Annotated in this window: 20 protein-coding genes; 9 read left to right on the top strand and 11 right to left on the bottom strand. The window is 72.7% G+C overall.

The genetic code is table 11. The annotated features are described in order from the left end of the window. Nucleotides 1-26: 26 nt before the first annotated feature. The 5 genes from ABD331_RS34295 to ABD331_RS34275 form a co-directional block, all read right to left on the bottom strand. Nucleotides 27-371 (bottom strand): RNA polymerase-binding protein RbpA, encoded by a 345-nt coding sequence (locus tag ABD331_RS34295; protein ID WP_043625492.1) that lies wholly within the window; start codon nt 369-371, stop codon nt 27-29. A 243-nt stretch (nt 372-614) separates the two neighbouring features. After that, the gene (locus tag ABD331_RS34290; RefSeq protein WP_344484084.1) at nt 615-1007 is read right to left on the bottom strand and encodes a VOC family protein; all 393 of its coding nucleotides are present in this window, start codon (nt 1005-1007) and stop codon (nt 615-617) included. Beyond that, nucleotides 1004-1948, bottom strand: coding sequence for an arsenate reductase/protein-tyrosine-phosphatase family protein (locus tag ABD331_RS34285; RefSeq protein ID WP_344484081.1), 945 nt, complete (start codon nt 1946-1948; stop codon nt 1004-1006). The genes ABD331_RS34290 and ABD331_RS34285 overlap by 4 nt, the downstream gene beginning before the upstream one ends. A 34-nt stretch (nt 1949-1982) precedes the next feature. Next, nucleotides 1983-2645 carry a response regulator gene (locus tag ABD331_RS34280; protein WP_344484078.1) on the bottom strand — a complete coding sequence of 221 codons (663 nt, stop codon included), beginning with the start codon at nt 2643-2645 and terminating at the stop codon, nt 1983-1985. Nucleotides 2646-2739: 94 nt separating this feature from the next. Then, entirely contained in the window at nt 2740-3867 is a 1128-nt protein-coding gene (locus tag ABD331_RS34275) for a sensor histidine kinase (RefSeq protein ID WP_344484075.1), read from the bottom strand. Between the two features lie 217 nt (nt 3868-4084). On the opposite strand from ABD331_RS34275, the gene ABD331_RS34270 reads away from it, so the two are divergent. Further along, on the top strand, nt 4085-4468 hold the full coding sequence (locus ABD331_RS34270; protein ID WP_344484072.1) for a DUF6223 family protein: 384 nt from the start codon (nt 4085-4087) through the stop codon (nt 4466-4468). Between the two features lie 185 nt (nt 4469-4653). Here the strand turns inward: ABD331_RS34270 and ABD331_RS34265 are convergent, their stop codons facing one another. After that, entirely contained in the window at nt 4654-5724 is a 1071-nt protein-coding gene (locus ABD331_RS34265; RefSeq protein WP_344484069.1) for a LacI family DNA-binding transcriptional regulator, read from the bottom strand. 39 nt (nt 5725-5763) lie between these two features. Next, nucleotides 5764-7107: a DUF1996 domain-containing protein gene (locus ABD331_RS34260; RefSeq protein WP_344484066.1), complete on the bottom strand. Its 1344-nt coding sequence runs from the start codon at nt 7105-7107 to the stop codon at nt 5764-5766. A 219-nt stretch (nt 7108-7326) separates the two neighbouring features. On the opposite strand from ABD331_RS34260, the gene ABD331_RS34255 reads away from it, so the two are divergent. The 7 genes from ABD331_RS34255 to ABD331_RS34225 all read left to right on the top strand — a co-directional run bounded on the left by ABD331_RS34255 (nt 7327) and on the right by ABD331_RS34225 (nt 16285). Further along, nucleotides 7327-7932 carry a discoidin domain-containing protein gene (locus ABD331_RS34255; RefSeq protein WP_344484063.1) on the top strand — a complete coding sequence of 202 codons (606 nt, stop codon included), beginning with the start codon at nt 7327-7329 and terminating at the stop codon, nt 7930-7932. Next, nucleotides 7929-10265 carry a discoidin domain-containing protein gene (locus tag ABD331_RS34250; RefSeq protein ID WP_344484551.1) on the top strand — a complete coding sequence of 779 codons (2337 nt, stop codon included), beginning with the start codon at nt 7929-7931 and terminating at the stop codon, nt 10263-10265. The genes ABD331_RS34255 and ABD331_RS34250 overlap by 4 nt, the downstream gene beginning before the upstream one ends. Before the next feature lie 27 nt (nt 10266-10292). Continuing rightward, a complete protein-coding gene (locus ABD331_RS34245; protein WP_344484060.1) occupies nt 10293-12023 on the top strand; it encodes an ATP-binding cassette domain-containing protein in 1731 nt (576 codons plus the stop codon). Between the two features lie 34 nt (nt 12024-12057). Beyond that, nucleotides 12058-13815, top strand: a complete 1758-nt coding sequence (locus ABD331_RS34240; protein ID WP_344484057.1) for an ABC transporter ATP-binding protein — start codon at nt 12058-12060, stop codon at nt 13813-13815. Between the two features lie 138 nt (nt 13816-13953). Continuing rightward, nucleotides 13954-14484 carry a hypothetical protein gene (locus ABD331_RS34235; protein WP_344484054.1) on the top strand — a complete coding sequence of 177 codons (531 nt, stop codon included), beginning with the start codon at nt 13954-13956 and terminating at the stop codon, nt 14482-14484. A gap of 2 nt (nt 14485-14486) precedes the next feature. After that, a complete protein-coding gene (locus tag ABD331_RS34230) occupies nt 14487-14903 on the top strand; it encodes a hypothetical protein (RefSeq protein WP_344484051.1) in 417 nt (138 codons plus the stop codon). A gap of 113 nt (nt 14904-15016) precedes the next feature. Then, on the top strand, nt 15017-16285 hold the full coding sequence (locus ABD331_RS34225; RefSeq protein ID WP_344484049.1) for a serine hydrolase domain-containing protein: 1269 nt from the start codon (nt 15017-15019) through the stop codon (nt 16283-16285). On the opposite strand, the gene ABD331_RS34220 is transcribed toward ABD331_RS34225, so the two are convergent. Beyond that, nucleotides 16286-16663 (bottom strand): winged helix-turn-helix transcriptional regulator, encoded by a 378-nt coding sequence (locus ABD331_RS34220; protein ID WP_344484047.1) that lies wholly within the window; start codon nt 16661-16663, stop codon nt 16286-16288. A 117-nt stretch (nt 16664-16780) separates the two neighbouring features. On the opposite strand from ABD331_RS34220, the gene ABD331_RS34215 reads away from it, so the two are divergent. Continuing rightward, nucleotides 16781-17743, top strand: a complete 963-nt coding sequence (locus ABD331_RS34215; RefSeq protein WP_344484045.1) for an NADP-dependent oxidoreductase — start codon at nt 16781-16783, stop codon at nt 17741-17743. A gap of 130 nt (nt 17744-17873) precedes the next feature. Here the strand turns inward: ABD331_RS34215 and ABD331_RS34210 are convergent, their stop codons facing one another. The 3 genes from ABD331_RS34210 to ABD331_RS34200 all read right to left on the bottom strand — a co-directional run bounded on the left by ABD331_RS34210 (nt 17874) and on the right by ABD331_RS34200 (nt 20892). Beyond that, the gene (locus ABD331_RS34210; protein ID WP_344484044.1) at nt 17874-18521 is read right to left on the bottom strand and encodes a hypothetical protein; all 648 of its coding nucleotides are present in this window, start codon (nt 18519-18521) and stop codon (nt 17874-17876) included. A gap of 100 nt (nt 18522-18621) precedes the next feature. After that, nucleotides 18622-20055, bottom strand: coding sequence for an MFS transporter (locus ABD331_RS34205; protein WP_344484042.1), 1434 nt, complete (start codon nt 20053-20055; stop codon nt 18622-18624). 36 nt (nt 20056-20091) lie between these two features. Continuing rightward, on the bottom strand, nt 20092-20892 hold the full coding sequence (locus tag ABD331_RS34200) for a glycerophosphodiester phosphodiesterase family protein (protein ID WP_425566100.1): 801 nt from the start codon (nt 20890-20892) through the stop codon (nt 20092-20094). Nucleotides 20893-20905: the final 13 nt, after the last annotated feature.

The following is a 20905-nucleotide window of genomic DNA, read 5'->3' as shown; positions in this document are numbered from 1 at the left end:
CCCGGGGGTCTCACCGTGAGAGGAGGCTAAGCGCTCTTACGACGCTGGGCCCGCAAAACCGCGAGCCGCTCGTTGAGCACCTCCTCAAGGTCTTCGATGGACCGCCGCTCCAGAAGCATGTCCCAATGTGTCCGTGGGGGCTTGGTCTTCTTGGACTCCGGCTGCTCGCCGTCCACCCGCACTGCGGTCGCGCCGCACATGCGGCACTCCCAAGTCGCGGGGATCTCAGCCTCGGCAGCAAGCGGAACCTCGAAGCGATGGCCCTTAGGACAGGTGTAGGACACCTCCTGGCGCGGGGCCAGATCCGTGTTACGGTCGTTCTCGTAGCTGGTTGCCCCGAGCCGGGTGCCACGAAGCGCGCGCTCGCCCATGATTAAATGCCTCCTACAGGGCCCCCTTGCGTGGGGGGTCTGTCTCCCACGGTGTCTAACGCTTGGTACCGTGATGGGATTCCCACCCTCGGGGTGATCCAATCGCGCTTGAGGCCTCAGTTCTTCACATGATCGGCGATCAGGCCCCCGTACTGCGACGATGCGCGGTTTTGGGCACGGGCGCGTATGTGGTGGGCCAAATTTCCTTTCACGCCGTCTCTCAGGGCGGGCCCACGGCGACTCTCAGGCCGTGACGGGGACGCGGGCGGGCTGGAACAGCTCGACGAGGTTGCCCGCCGGGTCCGTGAGCAGGATCTGACGGCCGCCCGGCCCCGAGATCGCGTCGCCGAGGAAGGACAGCCCGGCGCCGCGCAGGCGGTCGATCTCGGCGTCCAGGTCGTCCACGATGAGGTGGATGCGGTTGCGGCCCGCGCTGGTCCCGGCGGGCGTCGCGCGGGCGCCGGAGCTGGTGGGGCCCGACAGGAGCAGGCGCAGCGGCCCGCGTACGACGTCGGCGAAGGCGGGCGCGGCGTCCATACGTACGGTGAAGCCCAGGTGGGTGGTGTAGAAGGCGACGGCGGCGGCCACGTCGTCGACGAGGTAACGCACGCCTGCGTACTGGTCGGATGCGGTCATGGCGGGGCCTCCTGTGAGGTCAGGACGGGCAGCAGGTAGTGGATGCGGCTGTCGATCTCCTCAGCGGTGCGGACCAGGCCGGCGGCGTCCGCCGAAGCCGGGTCGGGGATGCTCCAGTGGAGCCGGAGGGGGCGGCCGGGGAAGTCGGGGAAGACCTCGCGGACCTTGTCGCACAGGCTGATCACGTAGTCGAAGCGGTGGCCGGACACGGTGTCGAGGTGTCTGGGGCGCCGGTCGCGCACGTCGAGGCCGAAGTGCTCGCGCAGGACGGTCACGGCGCCGGGGTGCAGCCGGTCGCGGGGATGGCTGCCCGCGCTGGCCGTCTCGACGTGGCCGCCGGCGCGGTGGCGCAGCAGGGCCTCGGCGATGGGGGAGCGGGCGCTGTTCCCCGTACAGGCGAACAGGACGCGCGCCCGGCGCGCGGGCGCCTGGGGAAGCGCGGGCCGCCCGGGCGCGGGGTGCGGGGACGCGAGCTGCCCGGGCGCGACCTGTGGGGACGCGAGCTGCCCGGGCGCGGGCTGCGAGGACACGGGCTGCGACCACACGGGCTGCCCGGGCGCGGGCTCTGGGGACGCAAGGTGCGAGGACGCCGGGTGGGGAGACGTGGAGAGCGGGATCGCCTGGGGTGGGGGAGTGGGTGAGGTGAGGCGCAGGGCGGGGTGCAGGGCGGCGCCGGTGGTGGCCAGGGCGTGCGCGCAGCGTTCCAGGTCGAGGTGGTAGTAGGTGTCGCGGGCGTCGAACGTGCTGCGCCTGGACGTGACCAGCCCGCCGTCGCGCAGCAGCCGCAGGTGGTAGGAGACGAGGTTCTGCGGCTCGCCGGCCAGCTCCACCAGCTCGCGGACGCGGTAGTCGCTCATGGCCAGCTCGCTCAGCAGCCGCCACCGCAGCGGGTGGGCGGCCAGCCGGAGGAACGCCGGGGTGGTCGCGAGCGAACTCACCATGCCCCGATAATACATCAAACCCATTTGATGTATCTCAGGAGCCTCCCGGGGCCACCAGCCCCGATTCGTAGGCCGCGATGACGAGCTGGGCGCGGTCCCGGGCGTGCAGCTTGGTCATCGCCCGGTTGACGTGGGTCTTCGCGGTCAGCGGGCTGATCACCATGTGGTCGGCGATCTCGTCGTTGGACAGGCCGCGAGCGACCAGCGCCACCGCCTCGCGCTCCCGGTTGGTCAGCTCCTCCAAGCCCCTGCCGGTGCCGGTGCCCGGCGGCTGGGAGACGTACCTGTCGATGAGCTTGCGGGTGATGGACGGGGCGAGCAGCGCGTCGCCGCGGGCGGCCACCCGGACGGCGTGCAGCAGGTCCTCGGGGACGATGTCCTTGACCAGGAACCCGGCCGCGCCGGCCCGCAGCGCCTCGAAGACGTACTCGTCGAAGCCGTAGTTGGTCAGGATGACGACGCGCACGCCGGACAGGGCCGGGTCGGCGGCGATGCGGCGGGTGGCCTCGATGCCGTCCACCACCGGCATCTGGACGTCGATCAGCGCGATGTCGGGCAGGTGCAGCCTGGCCAGGGCCAGCCCCTCCAGGCCGTCGCCCGCCTCGGCCACCACCTCGATGTCGTCCTCCAGGTCGAGCAGCGCACGGAACCCGCTACGCAGCAGCGGCTGGTCGTCCACCAGCAGGACACGGATCACGACTGGCCGTCCACTCGCAGGGCGCGGCTCATGACTTGGTCGTCCACTCGCAGGGCGCGGCCTATGACTTGGTCGTCCACCGGCAGGGCGCGGTTCATGACGCACCGCCGACCGGCAGTTCGGCCTGGACGGTGAAGCCGCCCTCGTCGCGCGGCTCCGCGCGTAGCCGGCCGCCGAGGGCGGTGACCCGTTCGCGCATCCCGGTCAGCCCGACGCCCGGCACCGGGGCGGCGTCCGGGCTCGCCTTGCCGTCGTCGTCCACACGAATGGCCAGGACGCCCGGACGGCAGTCGATCCGCACCGACACGGACGCGGCGGCGGCGTGCCTGGCGACGTTCGTGAGCGACTCCTGGACGATCCGGTACACGGTCCTGCTCACCGCGGCGGGCACCGAGTCCCGCTGCCCCTCGATGGTCAGCGTCGCGTCCAGGCCGGTCGCGCGGGCGCGTTCCACCAGCTCGGCCACGTGGTCGAGGCCGCGCGGCGGGCTCGTGTCGTCCTCGCGCAGCGCCTCCAGGGTCGCGCGCAGCTCCCGCGTCGCCTCGCGCCCTGCCTGCTGGATGGCCAGCAGCGCCTCAGGGACCTGCTCGCCGCGCCTGCGCGCCACGTGCACGGCCACCTCGGCCTGCACCTTGATGATCGAGATCTGGTGGGTGAGCGAGTCGTGCAGCTCGCGCGCGATGCGCAGCCGCTCCTCGTCGGCGCGGCGCCGCGCGGTCTCCTCGCGCGTGCGCTCGGCCTCCTCCGCCCGCCGCTCGGCCTGCCGCAGCGCCTCGCCCGCCGCGCCGGCCGCCACCAGCCAGGCCAGCTCCAGCGCGCCCCTGGCCTGGGCGAACGCCTCTCCCGTGTCGTGCAGGCCCGACGCCATGGCCGCCAGGGGCAGCGCGGCCAGCACGGCCACGCTCGCCACCACGGTGGCCACGCGATGTCCTGCCCGTACGGCGGCGTAGACGGCGAACAGGTACGCGACCGCGGGCACGTCGAACCCCGCCGCCTGGTAACCGACCGCGCACAGCCCCGTGACGGCCAGCACGACGATCGGGAGCCGCCGCCGGGCGGCGAGCGCCAGCCCGCCGGCCGCCAGCAGCACGGGGCCGAGCAGGCCGGAGCCCGTCGTGGCGGCCCCTTCTGACAGGCCGGTGACCAGCAGCGCCGCCGCCACGCAGACGGCGATCGCCCAGTCGATGACATCGGCCCGCGCCAGGGACCGTCCCGCACTCATGCGCGCACCCTAGCCGGATGCGGAGGTTGGCGACTCCTGCGGGGGGACGATCGGCCCGCTACCGCGGGCGCGGTATTCGGGCTGTTCCTGCGGCGGGCGTGGTAGCGGGCTGCCGCGTGTGCGGCAGGGCGAAATGTCGGCCTGTGCTGGACGACGTGCGGGCGGGGTGGCGGACATCATCGGGGTCACGTCCAGTCGGAGAACAAGGGAGCAGCGCATGTCGGTCCTGTTCGTGCTCGATGCGGCGGTCGCCGGTGTCCACGCCCCTGCGGGTGCCTACGACCTCACCTCCGGGCGGCTGTGGTCCCTGGTGGCGGCGCTGGTCGGGGTGGCCGGCGTGGTGGCCGGCGCGCTGGCCCTGGTTCGCGCCTCGCGTCGTCCCTGGCGGACGGGCGCGGTCGCGGCGCTGGTGGCGGGGCTGGCCGGTGCGGTGGGCGGTGGCCTGGTGGTGGTCGCGGCCGAGGGCGGGCCCGGCACCGGTTACGGCATCGTCGGGGGGTACATCGCGCTGGTGGTGGGGGTGGCCGCGATGGCGCTCGGCTGGCTCGCCCTCGCCCGTCTCCGCCGCGTCGGCGCGGGGGAGACGGCCGCCCGCAGGTGATCGGGCGGCCGACGCGACGCATCGCGGGCCACGCGGCCGTCGCGGAGCGCGAGGGGGCCGGGCGGCGGTTACGAGGAGTCGCGGAGCGCGAGGGGGCCGGGCGGCGGTCACGAGGAGTCGCGGAGCGCGAGGGGGCCGGGCGGCGGTTACGAGGAGTCGCGGAGCGCGAGGGGGCCGGGCGGCGGTCACGAGGAGTCGCGGATCACCAGGGTGGGGTCGAAGATGATCGAGGTGGGCCGGTGGCCGGGCTGCTCGATGTGCTCCAGCAGCAGCCGGGCCATCTCGGCCGCCATGTCCTCCACGGGATGCCGCACGGTCGTGAGCGGCGGCCGGCACGCGGTGGCCGCGCTGCTGTCGTCGAAGCCCACCACGGCCACGTCCCCGGGCACCGCGCGGCCGTGGTGCCGCAGCACGAGCAGGGCGCCCTGCGCCATCAGGTCGTTGGCCACGAAGACGCCGTCGAGGCCGGGGTGCTCGGCGAGCAGGCGTTCCATGGCCTGCTCACCGCTGTGGTAGGTGAAGCCGCCCTCGGCGCACGGCACGAACGGGTGGCCGTGCGCGGCCATGGCGTCGCGGAAGCCGGCCAGGCGGGCCTGGCTGGCGGGCACGTCCAGGGGGCCGGAGATCGTCACGACGTGCTTGCTGCCACGGGCGACGAGGTGGTCGGCGGCGAGCTTGGCGCCGGCCCGGTGGTCGACGTCCACGTAGCTGATGGGCACGGGGTCGGCGGGCCTGGCGAAGAGCACGGCGGGGAGTTTCGCCTCGGCGAGGAGCCGGGGCAGCGGGTCCTCGGCGTGGGTGGAGACCAGGACGGCCCCGTCGGCGTCGCCCTGCCGCAGCGCGGTGAGCACCTGGGCGCGGGTCTCCGGGGTCTCGGCGAACATGAGGACGGGGTGGAGGCCGCGCGGGCGCAGGAAGCCGACGATGCCGCCGACGACCCGGCCGAAGAACGGATCGGTGAACACCTGGACGGGAAAGAAACCGCTCCCGCCGCCTCCCCCTAAGGCCCCGGCGCCCTCGTCGCCCGCGCCGGAGACGACCAGGGCGACGCTGCCGGTGCGGCGGGTGACGAGCGAGCGGGCGGCGCGGTTGGGCACGTACCCGGTGGCGGTGATGGCCTGCCGGACCGCCTCCTGGATGGCGGAGTCGACGTTGCGGACGCCGTTGACGACCCGGGAGACGGTGGCCCTGGACACCCCCGCCGCCCTGGCGACGTCCTCCAGGGTGGGGGACGGCGGCGGGGGATCTTGCCTCATGGCGTCTTTATAGCACACCGGCTGGAGAGCGCTCTCCGATCAGGGACGGGGAAGCTGGAAGTCCGGTGTGAGCGCGGCGCCGCGATGCGGTTTGTACAGGTCGTAGCCGCGCGGATCGCACTGGAGCCCGCCGTTGATGCAGTGGGTCACCAGCGCGTCCAGGACGGCGGGGTCGTCCCAGGCGTTGAAGAAGTCGTAGTGCCAGGAGTAGCCCCGGCCGCTGGACAGCCGCGCCTGTGACAGGTCGCCGTCCGCCGGGAAGGCGATCTTGAACTCCAGCATCGGCACCGCCACCGGGTGACTCGCCGGGCAGTAGCCGCCATTCGGGTAGGACATGTGGCTCTTGTGGTCGGCGCTGTCGAGGCGCACGCCGTCCCAGCAGCTCGGCGCCTGATAGCGGACGTTGACCTGGGAGCCCGCCACGCACGAGGCCGGGATGTCCCAGCTCCTGGACAGATCGCCGCACTCGAAGCCCTCGACGGCGCCGGGGGAGTCGCGGAACTGCTCCAGCGTCGCGTTCGGGCTGCCCACGACGAAGCGCAGGCCCTGCGGGAACGGCTGCACCCGCCAGTACTCCAGGATGCCCGACTTGTAGTAGACGACCTGGTTGCCGGTCGGCTCGACGAGCCGGTCACCCTTGTAGAAGCTCGGGAACCAGTAGGCGGACCTGTCGTGCGGGTTGGTGCACGAGGTGCCGCCGGCCAGGAGCGAGGCGGTGGTGCTGTGCGCGTTCGTGGTCCGGTTGCCGATGAAGGTGTGCAGGTGGGAGGCGCCAGGCAGGCCCGGGTAGACGATCGGGTCATCGGGCCGGTTCGCCGTCACCGAGCAGTTGGCCTGGAACTCGTGGTGCGTCACCTCGTCGGTGAAGGTCGGCCGGGGGCGCGGGGTGGTGGTGGAGCCGCCGGTGCCGTAGACCTGGAACTCCCACAGCGAGTAGCCGTAGCCGGTGGCGCGGGCGGTGCCGTACATGCGGACGTAGCGGCCGGTGCCGCGCACGTCGAGGCTCTGGACGCCGCCGGCGCCGGTGGTGGTGGAGTAGACGTCGGTCCAGGTGGCCGCGTCGGCCGAGGTCTGGATCTTGAACGCTCTGCCGTACGCGGCCTCCCATTCGAGCACGACGCGGGAGATGGTCGCGGAGGCGCCGAGGTCGACCTGCAGCCACTGCGGGTCGGCGGCGGCGCTGGACCAGCGGGTGGTGCGGGTGCCGTCGAAGGCGGCGCCCGCGCTGTGGCCGCCGCCCTCGGTGGACGAGGCCGTCGCGGGCCGGCCCTCGGAGATCAGCGCGTCGGCGGCGAACGCGGGTGAGACGGCGGCGACGCAGGCCGCCAGTACGGCGGCCAGCGCGATGACGACCGGCCACAGGGGTCTTCTGGACGGGTGCATGAGGGACCTCTCCTTCGCGGGGGGACAGTCGGAGAGCGCTCTCCGAGGTTGACCCGTCCGCCGAGCGCCTGTCAAGAGCACGGGGCGATTCTGTTTCGCGCGCATGAGCACCGCGTTTCGGGCCGGTGAGGAGATGGGTCTTGACGCGGCCAGGCGACCGGAGGACTCTCAGGTGTCGGAGAGCGCTCTCCCTGTTCGTTCCGGTATCTAGGAGAGGTCGTGCATCCAACTCGCAGCTCAGGCAGGCTCAGGCGAAGCGCGGTCGCGGTCGCCGTCGCGCTGGCGGGCCTGGTCCTGTCCGGTCTGACGCCCGCCGCCCCCGCCCGGGCGGCGGACGTCCTGCTCTCGCAGGGCAGGCCCGCGACGGCCTCCTCGTCCGAGGGGGCCGCGTGGAGCGCCGCCGCGGCCGTGGACGGCGACCGCACCGGCACCCGCTGGTCCAGCTCGTTCAGCGACCCCCAATGGCTCCAGGTCGACCTCGGCGCCCCCGCCGCCGTCACCCGCGTCGTGCTCGACTGGGAGGCCGCGTACGCCAGATCCTTCAGGATCCAGACCTCCAACGACGCGGCCACCTGGACCGACGCCTACGCCACCACCACCGGCACCGGCGGCACCCAGACCGTCGACCTCACCGCGACCGCCCGGTACGTCCGCATGTACGGCACCGCCCGCGCCACCGGCTACGGCTACTCCCTGTGGGAGCGTCCGACGACTTCACCGGCCCGGCAGGCGCCTCCCCGTCGTCCGCGAACTGGATCCCGCGCACCGGCACCTCCTACCCCGGCGGCCCGGCGAACTGGGGCACCGGCGAGGTCGAGACCATGACCGCGGCCACCGCGAACCTCTCCCTGGACGGCGAGGGCCACCTCACCATCAAGGCGATCAAGGACGGCGCGGGCAACTGGACGTCCGCCCGCGTCGAGACCCAGCGCGCCGACTTCGAGCCGAGACCCGGCGAGTTGCTGCGCTTCAGCGCCAGGCTCAAGCAGCCCGGCGTTGCCAACCCCCTCGGCTATTGGCCGGGCTTCCGCGCCACCGGCGCCGCCTACCGCGGCGACCACACCAACTGGCCGGGCGTCGGCGAGAGCGACATCATGACCGCCGTCAACGGCCGCGACCAGTACTCCGCCACCCTGCACTGCGGCACCGCCCCCGGCGGCGTGTGCAACGAGTACGACGGGCGAAGCAGCGGCCTGGCCACCTGCGCCGGCTGCCAGAGCGGCTACCACGAGTACACCCAGATCATCGACCGCACCAGGACCGACGAGGAGATCCGCTTCTACCTCGACGGCAGGCAGACCTGGGTGGTGCGCGAGAGCCAGGTCGGCGTCGCCGCCTGGCAGGCCGCCGTGCACCACGGCTTCTACCTCCGCCTCGACCTGGCCATCGGCGGCTCCCTGCCGAACGCCGTCGCCGGGCTCACCACCCCCGTCGCCGGCACCACGTCGGGCGGCGCGCTGAGTGTGGACTGGGTCAGGGTCTCCCGGCAGGCGGGCGCCGTCCCGGCCGCCATGACCGACCCGCCCGTCCCGGCCGGGCCGAGCGTCGTGCGGGTGGCGGGCACGCAGGGCAACTGGCGGCTGGCGGTCAACGGCGCGCCGTTCGAGGTCAAGGGTCTGACGTACGGGCCGCCGCAGGCCGCGGCCGACGGGTACCTGCGCGACCTGGCGGCCATGGGCGTCAACACCATCCGGATCTGGGGCGTGGACGACACCCACACGCCGGCGCTGCTCGACACCGCCGCCAGGCACGGGATCAAGGTCATCGTGGGCCACTGGCTCAACCAGGGCGCCGACTACGTGAACGACAGCGCGTACAAGACCAGCGTGAAGAACGAGATCGTGGCCCGCGTGAATGCGCTGAAGAACCGGCAGGGCGTGCTCATGTGGGATATCGGCAATGAGGTCATCCTCACCATGCAGGACCACGGGCTGCCCGCCGAGGTGGTGGAGCAGCGGCGGGTGGCGTACGCCAAGTTCGTCGACGAGGTGGCGCGGGCGGTGCACGCCGCCGACCCGAACCACCCGGTCACCTCCACCGACGCCTACACGCACGCCTGGACCTACTACCAGGCCCACGCCCCCGCGCTCGACCTGCTCGCCGTCAACTCCTACGGCGCCATCGACACCGTCAGGAACGACTGGGTCAACGGCGGGTACACCAAGCCGTACATCGTCACCGAGGCTGGCCCCGACGGCGAGTGGGAGGTGCCGGACGACGTCAACGGCGTCCCCGACGAGCCGGGCGACCTGGCCAAACGGGACATGTACACGGCGAGCTGGAACGCCGTGCACGGCCACACGGGCGTCGCGCTCGGCGCCACCGAGTTCCACTACGGCCTGGAGAACGACTTCGGCGGCGTCTGGCTCAACACCACGCCGGGAGGCTGGCGCAGGCACGGCTACCACGCGCTCAGGAAGGCCTACACCGGGCAGGACTCCCCGAACACGCCCCCGGAGATCACCTCCATGACGGTGGCGTCGCGCACCGCCGTCCCGGCGGGCTTGGCGTTCGACGTCGCGGTGGCCGCCACCGACCGCGACGGCGACCTGATCCGGTACAACGTCATGCAGGGCGACAAGCACATCACCGGCAACCGCGGCCTGTCGCACGCCACGTTCACCCAGACCGGGCCCGGCACGTTCGCGGTGACGGCGCCGCAGGGCCTCGGCGTGTGGAAGGTGTACGTCTACGCCTACGACGGCCACGGCAACGTCGGCATCGAGCAGCGCTCGTTCCGCGTGGTGCCGCCGGTCGTGGCGGGCGCCAACGTGGCGCGCGGCAAACCGGCCACCGCCTCCACCTCGCAGGCGACCGGCGACGGCGGCCCGTTCACGCCCGACCGGGCCACCGACGGCAGCTTCACCACCCGGTGGGCCAGCGAGTGGGCCGACCCGCAGTGGCTTCGGGTGGACCTCGGGCAGCCGACCGCGATCAAGCACGTCCAGCTCGGCTGGGAGTCGGCGTACGCCAGGGCGTACCAGGTGCAGACCTCGCTCAACGGCACGGACTGGACCACCGTCCACGCCACCACCAGCGGCGACGGCGGCTTCGACGAGATCGACCTGAACACCTCCGCCCGCCATGTCCGGCTGAACCTCACCCAGCGCGGCACCGCCTACGGCTACTCGCTCTGGGAGTTCGGCGTCTACAGCTGATCGATCTTGACCGGTAAAGTCCTTGGAATGCGCTTACCCACCCGAGGCGGCTTTCTCGCTCTGGCCGGCTGGGGGCACCTGGCGGCCCTGACCGTGCTCGAACTGTTCCTCCTGGTCGAGCCCACCGCGGTGGCCCTCGTCACCGGCGAGCTGGTGGGCCGGCTGGCCCAGGGAGTGGCCAGGAAGGACGCCGCGCTGGGCGGCATCGGCACGATGCTCGCGCTGCTCGGCGGCCTGCTGGTCACCGGCAACGTGCTGCGCTCGGCGTCCCGCCCGCTGGCCGAGCGGGCGGGACGCCGGATCGACGCGGCGGTCCGCGAGGAGCTGACCGCCCGCGTGCTCGCCCTGCCCACCCTCGACCGGGTCGAGGACGCCGCGCTCCAGACCGAGCTGACCACCCTGCGCTCACCGCTGCTGACCTGGACCGACGAGGGCGTCGGCGCGGCGGCCGTGGGCCGGTTCAGGGCAAGGCTGACCATGGCGGGCCTGGTCACGGCGATGCTGGTGCTCTCCTCCGTGGTGTGGTGGTGGGGCCCGGCGACCGCCGCGGTGGCGCTGCTGCTGAGCCGCTACCGGGTGCGCATGTGGCGCACGTTCTTCCACGTAGTGAGCGGCACCATGCCGGCCGCCCTGCGCGGCCGGGTGTGGTCGGAGATGCAGTCCGACAGCCGGGACGCCAAGGAGGTGCGGATCTTCGGGCTGAACGGCTGGCTGGAGCGGCACGCCGAGGAGAACATCGCCGACGCCGCCCGCCGGGTCGTCGAGGCGCGGGTGGCGCTGCTGCGGCGCGAGCTGTCGGTCTTCCTCGGCTGGGCGGCGACCGCGTCCGTCGTCTACGTGGCGGTGGCCGTCTCCGGCGAGGTGTCGGTCGGCCGCGTCGCCGCGACGATCGGCGCGGTCTCCGCCATGTTCGTCATCTCCATGTCCGACCGGACCGAGGACCTGGCCGAGGTGGCGGCGCCCGCCGTGGAGGCGATCACCCGCGTCCGCGCGCTCGCCCCCGGCCTGCGACCGCCGCCCCGCCCTGACGGCGGCGGCGGCGGCGAGATCACGCTGCGGGACGTGCACTTCGGGTACGGGGACGTACCCGTGCTGAACGGCGTCACCCTGACCCTGCGGCCCGGCGAGGTGATCGCGGTCGTGGGCGTGAACGGCGCGGGCAAGACCACCCTGGCCAAGCTCCTCACCGGCCAGTACGCGCCACGCGCTGGCACCGTGGCCACCGAACCCACGACGTACGCGGTCTACCAGGACTTCAACCGGTACGAGCTGAGCGCCTGCGACAACGTCAGGATCGCCGCGCCCCAGGCGACCCGCGAGCAGGTCGAGGCGGCGGCCCGCGCCGTGGACGCGACCGGGCTGATCGACCGGCTCCCCCGAGGGTGGGAGACGGTGCTCTCGCCCAAGTACGACGGCGGTGGCGACCTGTCCGGCGGCCAGTGGCAGAAGATCGCGCTGGCCAGGGCGGCGCTGGCGGCGGCGTGCGGGGCGCGGCTGCTCGTCCTGGACGAACCGACCGCCAACCTGGACATCGAGGCCGAGCTGGAGGCCTTCGACCGGATCCGCGAGGTGCGCGGCGAGGCGGCCGTCGTGCTGATCTCCCACCGCTTCTCCACCGTGCGCAAGGCGGACCGGATCGTCGTGCTGTCCGGCGGGCGGATCACCGAGGAGGGCACGCACGGCGAGCTGCTCGCCGCCGGAGGGGAGTACGCGCGGATGTTCGACCTGCAAGCCCGGCAGTTCAAGGAGAGCGCATGAGGCCGCTTCAGACCCGGCAGCCCGAGGAGAGCGCATGAAGTTCCGTGAGATCCGGACGCTGCTGGGCGAGTGTCTGCGCCACCAGCCGGGCCGCACCTGGCTGCTGCTCGTGCTGACCCCGCTGGGCGCGATCACGCCCGCCCTGACCGCGCTCGGCCTGCAGTGGATCGTGGACGGCGTGCTCACCGGCGACCGGCGGCAGGTCGTCGCCGGGGCGGTGTGCGCGGCGACGGCGGGCGCGTTCGTGCTGGCGGGCAGCCGCGTCGTCCAGGTGCAGACCGGGCTGGTGGGCAGCGAGGTCGGCACGGTGCTGGACCGGCGGATCATGCGATGGTGCGCGACCATCCCGACCACCGCGCACCTGGAGGACACCGAGTCGCTGCGCCGCATCGAGCAGATCCGCGGGCTCGGCCCGCGTACCGTCACCTTCGGGCTGAGCGGGCTGAGCGTGGCGCAGAGCGGACTGTGGCTGGTCATCACCACGGTGCTGCTGGCCGGGGTGCATCCGGTGCTGCTCGCGCTGCCGCTGTTCGCGGTGCCGTCCATCCTGCTCACCCGTACGACGTCGCGCAGGACAGAGGCGGCCAGAGCGGAGACCGCCGAGCGCAACCGGGCGGAACAGCACCTCTTCGCGCTGGTCACCGAGGCGAACTCGGCCAAGGAGCTGAGACTCGGCGCGTCCGGCGCGCACGCCGCGGGCCTCGCGCGCCGCCTGCGCGAGGAGCGCGCCGCGATCATGTGGCGGGCCACGCTCGCCGTGGGCGGCCTCACCCTGGCCGGCTCGCTCGTCTTCGTGGCCGCCTTCCTCGGCGCGCTGTTCCTGACCGCCCGCCTCGCGCTGTCCGGCACGGTCAGCCCCGGCGCGCTGCTGCTGGTGGCCACGCTCGGCGGCCAGATCAGGGGCCAGCTCGAACTGCTCACCGAGGCGCTCACTCGCACCGGCCGCGGCCTGACCATGACCGGCCACTACCTGTGGCTGCGCGGCCTGTACGAGGCGAGCGGCAGCGGCGTCCGTACCCCGCCCGACCGGCTCCGCGACGGCATCACCCTGACCGGCGTCGACTTCTCCTACGGCGGGCCGCCCGTGCTGCGCGGCATCGACCTGCACCTGCCGGCCGGGGCCACGGTGGCGCTGGTCGGCGACCACGGCAGCGGCAAGACCACGCTGGTCAAGCTGCTGTGCGGGTTCCACCGGCCGACCGGCGGCACCCTCACGGTGGACGGGACGCCGCTCGCCGATCTCGGCCCCGAGGCCTGGCGGGAGCGCGTGACCTCGGCGTTCCAGGACTTCAGCCGCTTCCCGTTCCTGGCCCGCGAGGCCGTCGGCGTGGGCGACCTGCCCAGGATCGGCGAGATCGGGCGGGCCGCCGAGAAGGGCGGCGCCGCCCAGGTCTTCGCCCGCCTGCCCGAGGGCGGCGAGACCCGCCTCGGCAAGGCGCTCGGCGACGGCGTCGAGCTGTCCGGCGGCCAGTGGCAGAAGATCGCCCTGTCGCGGGCGTTCATGCGCCCCGCGCCGCTGCTCGCCGTCCTCGACGAGCCGACCGCCGCGCTGGACGCCGCCAGCGAGTACGAGGTCTACCAGCGGTACGCCGAGGCGGCCCGCGAGTGGCAGCGGGCGACCGGCGGGATCACGCTGCTCGTCTCGCACCGCTTCGCCACCATCAGGATGGCCGACCTGATCGTCGTGCTCGACGGCGGCCGGATCATCGAGTGCGGCACGCACGCCGACCTCGTCGCCCTCGACGGCCGCTACGCCCACCTGTACGACCTTCAGGCGTCCGCCTACCGGTGAGCGCCCAGAGGCGGCTCCTGATCGTTCAGTCGTTTGCAAGCGGATTCCCAGTGAAGATCGAGATCCTCTTGCCCGCGATCTGCACCGGAGTCACGATGGCCCCAAGTGTCCATCGCGCAGGGGAACACGAGGTGAGAAATGGCGACGACCACGACGGCCATCAGCGTCGAGACGCTCAACGGCCGCCACCACAAGACCGCGCTCACGGTCTTCATGATCATTGTGGTGGCTCATTGGGCGGAGCACCTGGTCCAGGCAGTACAGGTCTACGCGTGGGGCTGGCCGCTGGCCGAGGCCCGGGGGGTGCTCGGCCTGCCCTTCCCGTGGCTGGTGACCTCCGAATGGATGCACTACGGCTACGCGCTGCTCATGCTCGTCGGCCTCATCCTCCTGCGCAAGGGGTTCACCGGCAGCGCGCGCACGTGGTGGAACATCTCCCTCGGCATCCAGATCTGGCACCACCTGGAGCACCTGCTGCTGCTCCTGCAGAAGCTCAGCGGCCTCTACCTGATGGGCCGCCCGGTCCCGACGAGCATCCTCCAGCTCCTCTGGCCCCGGATGGAGCTGCACCTGTTCTACAACGCCGTCGTCTTCGCGCCGATGGTGGTGGCCATGGTGCTGCACCGCCGCGCGCGGGCCGGGGCCACCTGCACCTGCGCCGCCCCTTGAACGTGCGGGTCAAGCGGCGCCTCAGCGCCTTCACCGTGGCGCTGGCCGGGCTGGGGCTGCTGCTGCTCTTCTGGTCCGTGCCCGAGCTCGGGCCCACCATCAAGGCCGCCCGCGCCGACGGGGTGAGCGGCGTGTTCACCGCCCGGGAGCTGCGCTGCATCCAGCATCCCGGGCACGAGTCCTGCGTCTGGGCGGGGGACTTCGCCTCCGGCGACGGGCGGGTCGTGCGGCACGACGTCGAGCTGTACGGCAGCGAGCGCGGCAGCACCGCGGCGGGACGTACCGTCGCGGCGGTGGACACGGGGCGGGCCAGCCGTGTGTACGGGCCGGACGGCTCGGGGGAGTGGCTGTTCACCACGCTGCTGGCGGTGGCCGGGGTGGTCATGGTGGGGGTGGCGGCCAGGCGCGCGTGGCGCTGACGGGGCGCGGGGGCGTGCTCGTCACCGGTACGGGGAGAGCATGACTCCTGTCATGTGAACCCCGTGACACCGGCGACTGACCCTCGCGAGCCCGTCACCTCATGCTGGGCGCCATGACCCAACGCCTCTTGCGCACGTTCGCCTCGCGGCTGGGAGCCGCGACCCTCGCCGCGTCGCTGCTCGCGGCCCAACCCGCCGCCGCGGCAGGACCCGCCGCCGCGGCGCAGGCGGGCGGCCTCGACGAGGAGCGCCTGCGCCGCACCCTCGACGCCCTGCACGCGGCAGGCATGTACGGCGCCTACTCGCACGTCGTGGACGGCAGGCAGACCTGGAAGGGCGCCGCCGGCGTCGCCGACATCGAGACCCGCCGCCCCGTACGCCCCGACATGGTGCACAGGATCGGCAGCATCACCAAGACGTTCACCGCCGTGGCGGTCATGCAGCAGGTCGGCAAGGGCACGATCGAGCTCGACGCGCCCATCGGCCGCTACTTACCTGACCTGGCGCCGGGCGAGCGCGGGCAGCGGATCACCGTGCGCATGCTGCTCAACCACACCAGCCACATCCGCGACCACACCGGGCTGATCTTCCCGACGGTCGAGAGCCTGGACACCAACCGCTTCCGCACGTTCCCGGCCCGGGAGCTGGCGCGGCTCGGCCTGGAGGCTCCCGCCACCGGCGAGCCGGGCGAGCTGCCGGGAATGTACTCCAACACGAACTACGTCATCGCCGGGCTGCTGCTGGAGAAGGTGACGGGCATCGGCGCCGAGCGCTACATCACCGACCACGTGATCCGCGCGGCGGGGCTACGGCACACGTCCTTCCCGCGCACCCCGCACGTCCCCGGCCCGCACTCCAAGGCGTACGAGGCGCTGTACGGCTACTTCGACCCGCCCAGGGACTACAGCGTCTACAACATGTCCTGGGCGGGCACGGCGGGCGCGATGACCTCCACGATGGAGGATCTCAACCGTTTCTTCCGAACCCTGACGAACGGACGGCTGCTCGACGCCGCTCTGCTGGCCGAGATGCGCACGACGGTGCCGGTACGGTCGCTCTCCGGCCCGGTGATCGACTACGGGCTCGGGATCTACCCCCTCGACCTGCCGTGCGGCCGGTTCTGGGGACACGACGGGAGCATCCCGGGCATGCAGACCCTGTCGTTCCTCGACGCGTCCGGCGCCCGGCAGTTCGCCATGGGGCTCAACCTGCGCAACTACCAGCAGGTGGACGAGAACGGCCAGCCGGTGCCGCACGCCATCGACTACGCGTTCGGCGCCCACATCCTGGCGATGGCCTGCGGGACGGACTCCGCCGCTGCGGGCAGGGCGGCGCAGCCGTACACGCTGCCTCTGATGGACGCGGGGGCGCTCACGCCCTGATCAACGCGCGCCCGCGCGGGCGTCGTGGATCTCGTCGAGGTGGGACTCCACCCAGGAACGCAGCGCGCCGAGCGGGCCGGCCACACCCCGGCCCAGCTCGGTCAGCGCGTACTCGACGTGCAGCGGGACGGCCGGATAGATGGTGCGGTCGACGAACCCGTGCTCCTCCAGGCGGCGCAGCGTCTGGGTGAGCACCTTCGGGCTGACGCCCTCCAGGCGCCGCTGCAGCGCGCCGAAGCGCTGCGGCCCCTCCTCCAGCGCGCCGACGGCCAGGGCCGACCACTTGTTGGCCAGCAGATCCAGCACCTCTCTGCACGGGCACTGCGCGGCGTAGACGTCGTGCCGGTCGTGCAGGCCGGATCGGCAGGTCAGCGCCATGGCCTGAACCTTTCCTCAGGGGGTCATCACTTCCCAAAAGATAGCAGTCTCCCTTGCGGGTTACTACCGGCCATTGGGTAGCTTCGGCTGCGCCAACCACGAGCAAGGAGCCGTTCCATGTCATCCACCATGCGCGCCGTCGTCCAGGACTCCCTCGGCGGCCCGGAGGTGTTGCGCCTCGCCGAGGTGCCCAGGCCCGTCCCGCTGCCCACCGAGGTCCTGGTCCGGGTGCACGCCGCCGGCGTGAACCCGGTGGACTGGAAGACCCGCGCCGGCTCCGGCATGGCGCACGTGCTCGGCGAGCCGCCGTTCATCCTGGGCTGGGACGTCTCCGGCGTCGTCGAGGAGACCGGGTTCGGCGTGACGGTCCTGCGGCCGGGCGACGAGGTGTTCGGCATGCCGTGGTTCCCGCGCCAGGCGGGCGCGTACGCGCAGTACGTCACCGCGCCCGCCCGCCAGTTCGCCCGCAAGCCCCGCAGCGCCGGCCACGAGGCCGCCGCCGGAACACCCCTCGCGGCCCTCACCGCCTGGCAGGCCCTGTTCGACACCGCGAACCTCGGGAGCGGGCAGCGGGTGCTGATCCACGCGGCGGCGGGCGGCGTCGGCCACCTGGCGGTGCAGCTCGCCCGGCACGCGGGCGCGCACGTCATCGGCACCGCCTCGGCCGCCAAGCACGACTGGCTGCGCTCGCTGGGCGCCGACGAGGTGATCGACTACACCACCACGCGGTTCGAGGACGCGGTGCGGGACGTGGACGTGGTGCTCGACCTCGTCGGCGACGGGCACGACCGGACGAGCACCCGGTCGCTCGACGTGCTGCGGCCTGGCGGGCTGCTGGTGGCGGTGCCGTCCGGTGTGGCGCCCGAGCTGGCCGGGCGGGCGGAGGAGCGGGGGATGCGGGCCACCGGGATCCTGGTCGAGCCCGACGGCGCGGCGCTGGCCCGGATCGGCGAGCTGATCGACAAGGGTGAGATGGACGTGGAGGTCGAAGAGGTCTTCCCCCTCGCGGACGCCGCGGAGGCGCACCGGCGCGGCGAGCAGGGGCGCAACCGCGGCAAGATCGTGCTGGCGGTCGCCTGACTCAGGAGCCGCCTGGCTCGGGCGGCGCCTGGCTCGGGCGGCGCCTGGCTCGGGCGGCAAGCGGCTCGGGCGGTAAGCGGCACGGGTGGCAAGCGGCACGGGTGGCAAGCGGCGTCCGGTGGTGACGGGCTCAGGCGGCGTTGCCGACGCCGACCGGCGGTCGCGGCGCGACGACCGCGAGCCGGGCGGCGTGACGCCACAGCGCGACCGCCACCCACAGCCCACCCGCCATGACCAGCACCCCGTGCGCGACCCGCACCGGGTACGGCCCGAAGAACTGCGGGATGAACAGCACGAACCCCAGCGCCAGCACCACCCCGCTCCACCGCGGCAACACCCCGGACCGCCACACGGCCACGGCCGCCATGACGGTGCCGACGGCCAGCAGGAGAAGCCCGCCGGCGAACATGCCGACCGGCACGGCCCCGAAGCGGAACTGCTCGGCCAGCTCCATCAACGCGGGCGTCCCGTCGCGCAGGGAGCGCTGGGCGATCACATGAAGGCCGAAGTCCTCGGCCCCGTAGTACGGCAGGGTCAGGCCCGCGCCGATCCAGGTCACCAGGGCGGCGCGCAGCGACAGCCGGTCGCCGAGCGCCTGGTGCAGGCCGAGGACGGCCACGCCGAGCAGGATGAAGCCGGCCATCGCGGCGGCGTGCCCGGCGACCCAGGCGGTGGAGGCCATGGCCGCCGCGTCGTCGCCGGCGGGCCGCAGCGCGATGTAGAGCAGGAAGAGGACGCCGCCGGCGGCGAAGGCCGCGGAGGTGAGCCGAGGGGACATCGGTGCTCCTTCAATAGGGCATTGCTCCGTTATGTGAGCAATGCTCTCGCCAAGGGCGCGCTGATGTCAAGAGCGGTGCTCTCTCATGTGATGGGCGTTCTCAGATGCGGGCGGGGACCTCGTTGCCGGCGTCGCGGATGGCCTTGGGCAGGTTCGTCATGGCCAGCAGGATGAACCCGATCACGAAGAAGACGATCATCGACAGGATCGCGATGCGGTAGCTGTTCGTGAACTGCAGCGCCAGCGTGATCGTCAGCGAGCCGATGAACGCCGAGCCCTTGTCGCTGATCTGCAGCAGGCTGAAGTACTCGGCCTCCCGCCCCTTCGGGATCACCTGCGAGAACAGCGAGCGCGACAGCGCCTGCGTGCCGCCCAGCACGATGGCGATCGCGAACGCCATCAGGTAGAACTGCAGCGCCTGCCCCTCGGCCACGAACATGGCCATCGCCACGATCCCCGTCCACACCACCAGGCTGGCCAGCACCGTGCGCTTGGTGCCGAAACTGCGCGCCAGCCGGCCGAGCAGCAGCGCGCCGAAGAACGCCACGAACTGCACCATCAGGATCGCGGTGATCTGCACCTCCTGCGGCAGCTTGAGCGCCTCGGAGGCGAACGCCGCGCTGTTGCCGATGACCGTCTGCACGCCGTCGTTGTAGACCAGGTAGGCGACCAGGAACAGCAGCGTCAGCGGGTAGCGGCGCAGCTCGGACAGGGTGCGGCCGAGCTGGCGGAAGCTGCCGCCGACCGAGCGCAGCGCGGTGGTCTCGTGCGCGGGCACGGGACGGTTGCGCAGCCGCAGCAGCGGGACGATCGTGAACGTGGCCCACCACAGGCCGGCCGACATCATGCAGATGCGCACCGCCATGCCCTGGGTGAGGCCGAGGCTCTCGTACTGGAGGTAGAGCACCAGGTTGAGCGCCAGCAGCAGGCCGCCGCCCAGGTAGCCGATGGCCCAGCCGCGCGAGGAGACCCCGTCGCGCTCCTCGGGCGTGGAGATCTGCGGCAGGAACGAGTCGTAGACCACGATCGAGGCGCCGTAGAACAGGTTGGCCAGGATGAACAGCGCGCCGCCCAGCAGGTAGCGGTCGCCCTCGACGAAGAACAGGCCCATCGCGGACAGCGCCCCCGCGTAGGCGAAGACGCCGAGCATCTCCTTCTTGCGGCCGGTGTGGTCGGCCAGCGCGCCCACGATGGGCAGGACGACGATCTGCAGGAACACCGCGACCGTGGTGATCAGGCCGAAGTAGGCGGCGGGCCTGATGTCGGCGCCGAGCACGTCCACGTAGCCGAGCCCCGGGCCGGCGGCGGCGAGCTGGTCGAAGGTGTCGACGCACCGGCCGGGCTCCACCGACGGGAAGTCCTTGGCGCAGGCCGCCGACTTGGCGACCGGGATGAGGTACGGGCCGAGGAAGACCGAGATGACCACCGTGTAGAAGGCGGAGTTGGCCCAGTCGTAGAAGTACCAGCCGCGCTGCTCGCGCCGGCGCGCGCCGGGGGAGTCGTCGAGGGCCGCGGGGGGTGCGGGTACGGGCATGGTGACGGATCGCTCCTTGGCGGCGAAGGGAGGGGGTCAGGCGGCGAGGCGGCCGGGGTGCCACAGCCCCCGGCGCTCCAGGACGTCACGCAGGCCGGTGACGTTGTCGGTCATGATGCCGTCGACGCCCAGGTCGAGCAGGTGCTCCATGCGGTCGGGGTCGTTGATCGTCCACACGTGCACCTGCATGCCGATGGCGTGCGCGGTGCGTACCAGGCGGCGGGTGGTGACCCGCAGGCCGCGGAAGCCCACCGGCACCTGCGCGCACGGCACCCCGGCGCGCGAGAGCCGGGCCAGCAGGCGGCCGTAGCCGGAGGTGGTCGCGGCGGCCCGCAGGGCGGCGACGCCGCGCGGCCCGAGCGCCGAGCACACCTGCCTGCCGAGCGCCGCCCTGGCCAGCACCAGCCGCTCGTCGGAGAACGAGGTCAGGCAGACGCGGTCGTAGGCGTTGGTGCGCCTGATCGCCTCGGCCAGCGGGGCGATGGCGGCCGCCTCCTTGACGTCGATGTTGAAGCGGATCTCCGGCCAGGTGCCGAGCAGGTCCTCCATCAGGGGGATCTCGTGGACCCCGCCGATGCGGGCCCGCTTGACCGCCCGGTAGGGCAGCTCGGAGATGCGGCCACGCCGGTCGGTCACGCGGTCGAGCGTGTGGTCGTGGAAGGCCAGCAGCACCCCGTCGGCGGTGGCGTGCGCGTCGGTCTCCAGATAGGTGTAGCCGAGCGCGACCGCCCGTTCGAACGCGGCGGCGGAGTTCTCCGCGCCTTCCGCCGCGCCTCCGCGGTGGGCGAAGGCCAGCGGGCCTGGATGGTCGAGGAAGGCGAATCGACGGCTCAGCACGTCCTGAAGTATG

Origin of the sequence: Nonomuraea monospora, assembly GCF_039531895.1 — a bacterium.
Lineage (GTDB): Bacteria > Actinomycetota > Actinomycetes > Streptosporangiales > Streptosporangiaceae > Nonomuraea > Nonomuraea monospora.
This window is presented reverse-complemented; position numbering and strand designations above follow the sequence as displayed.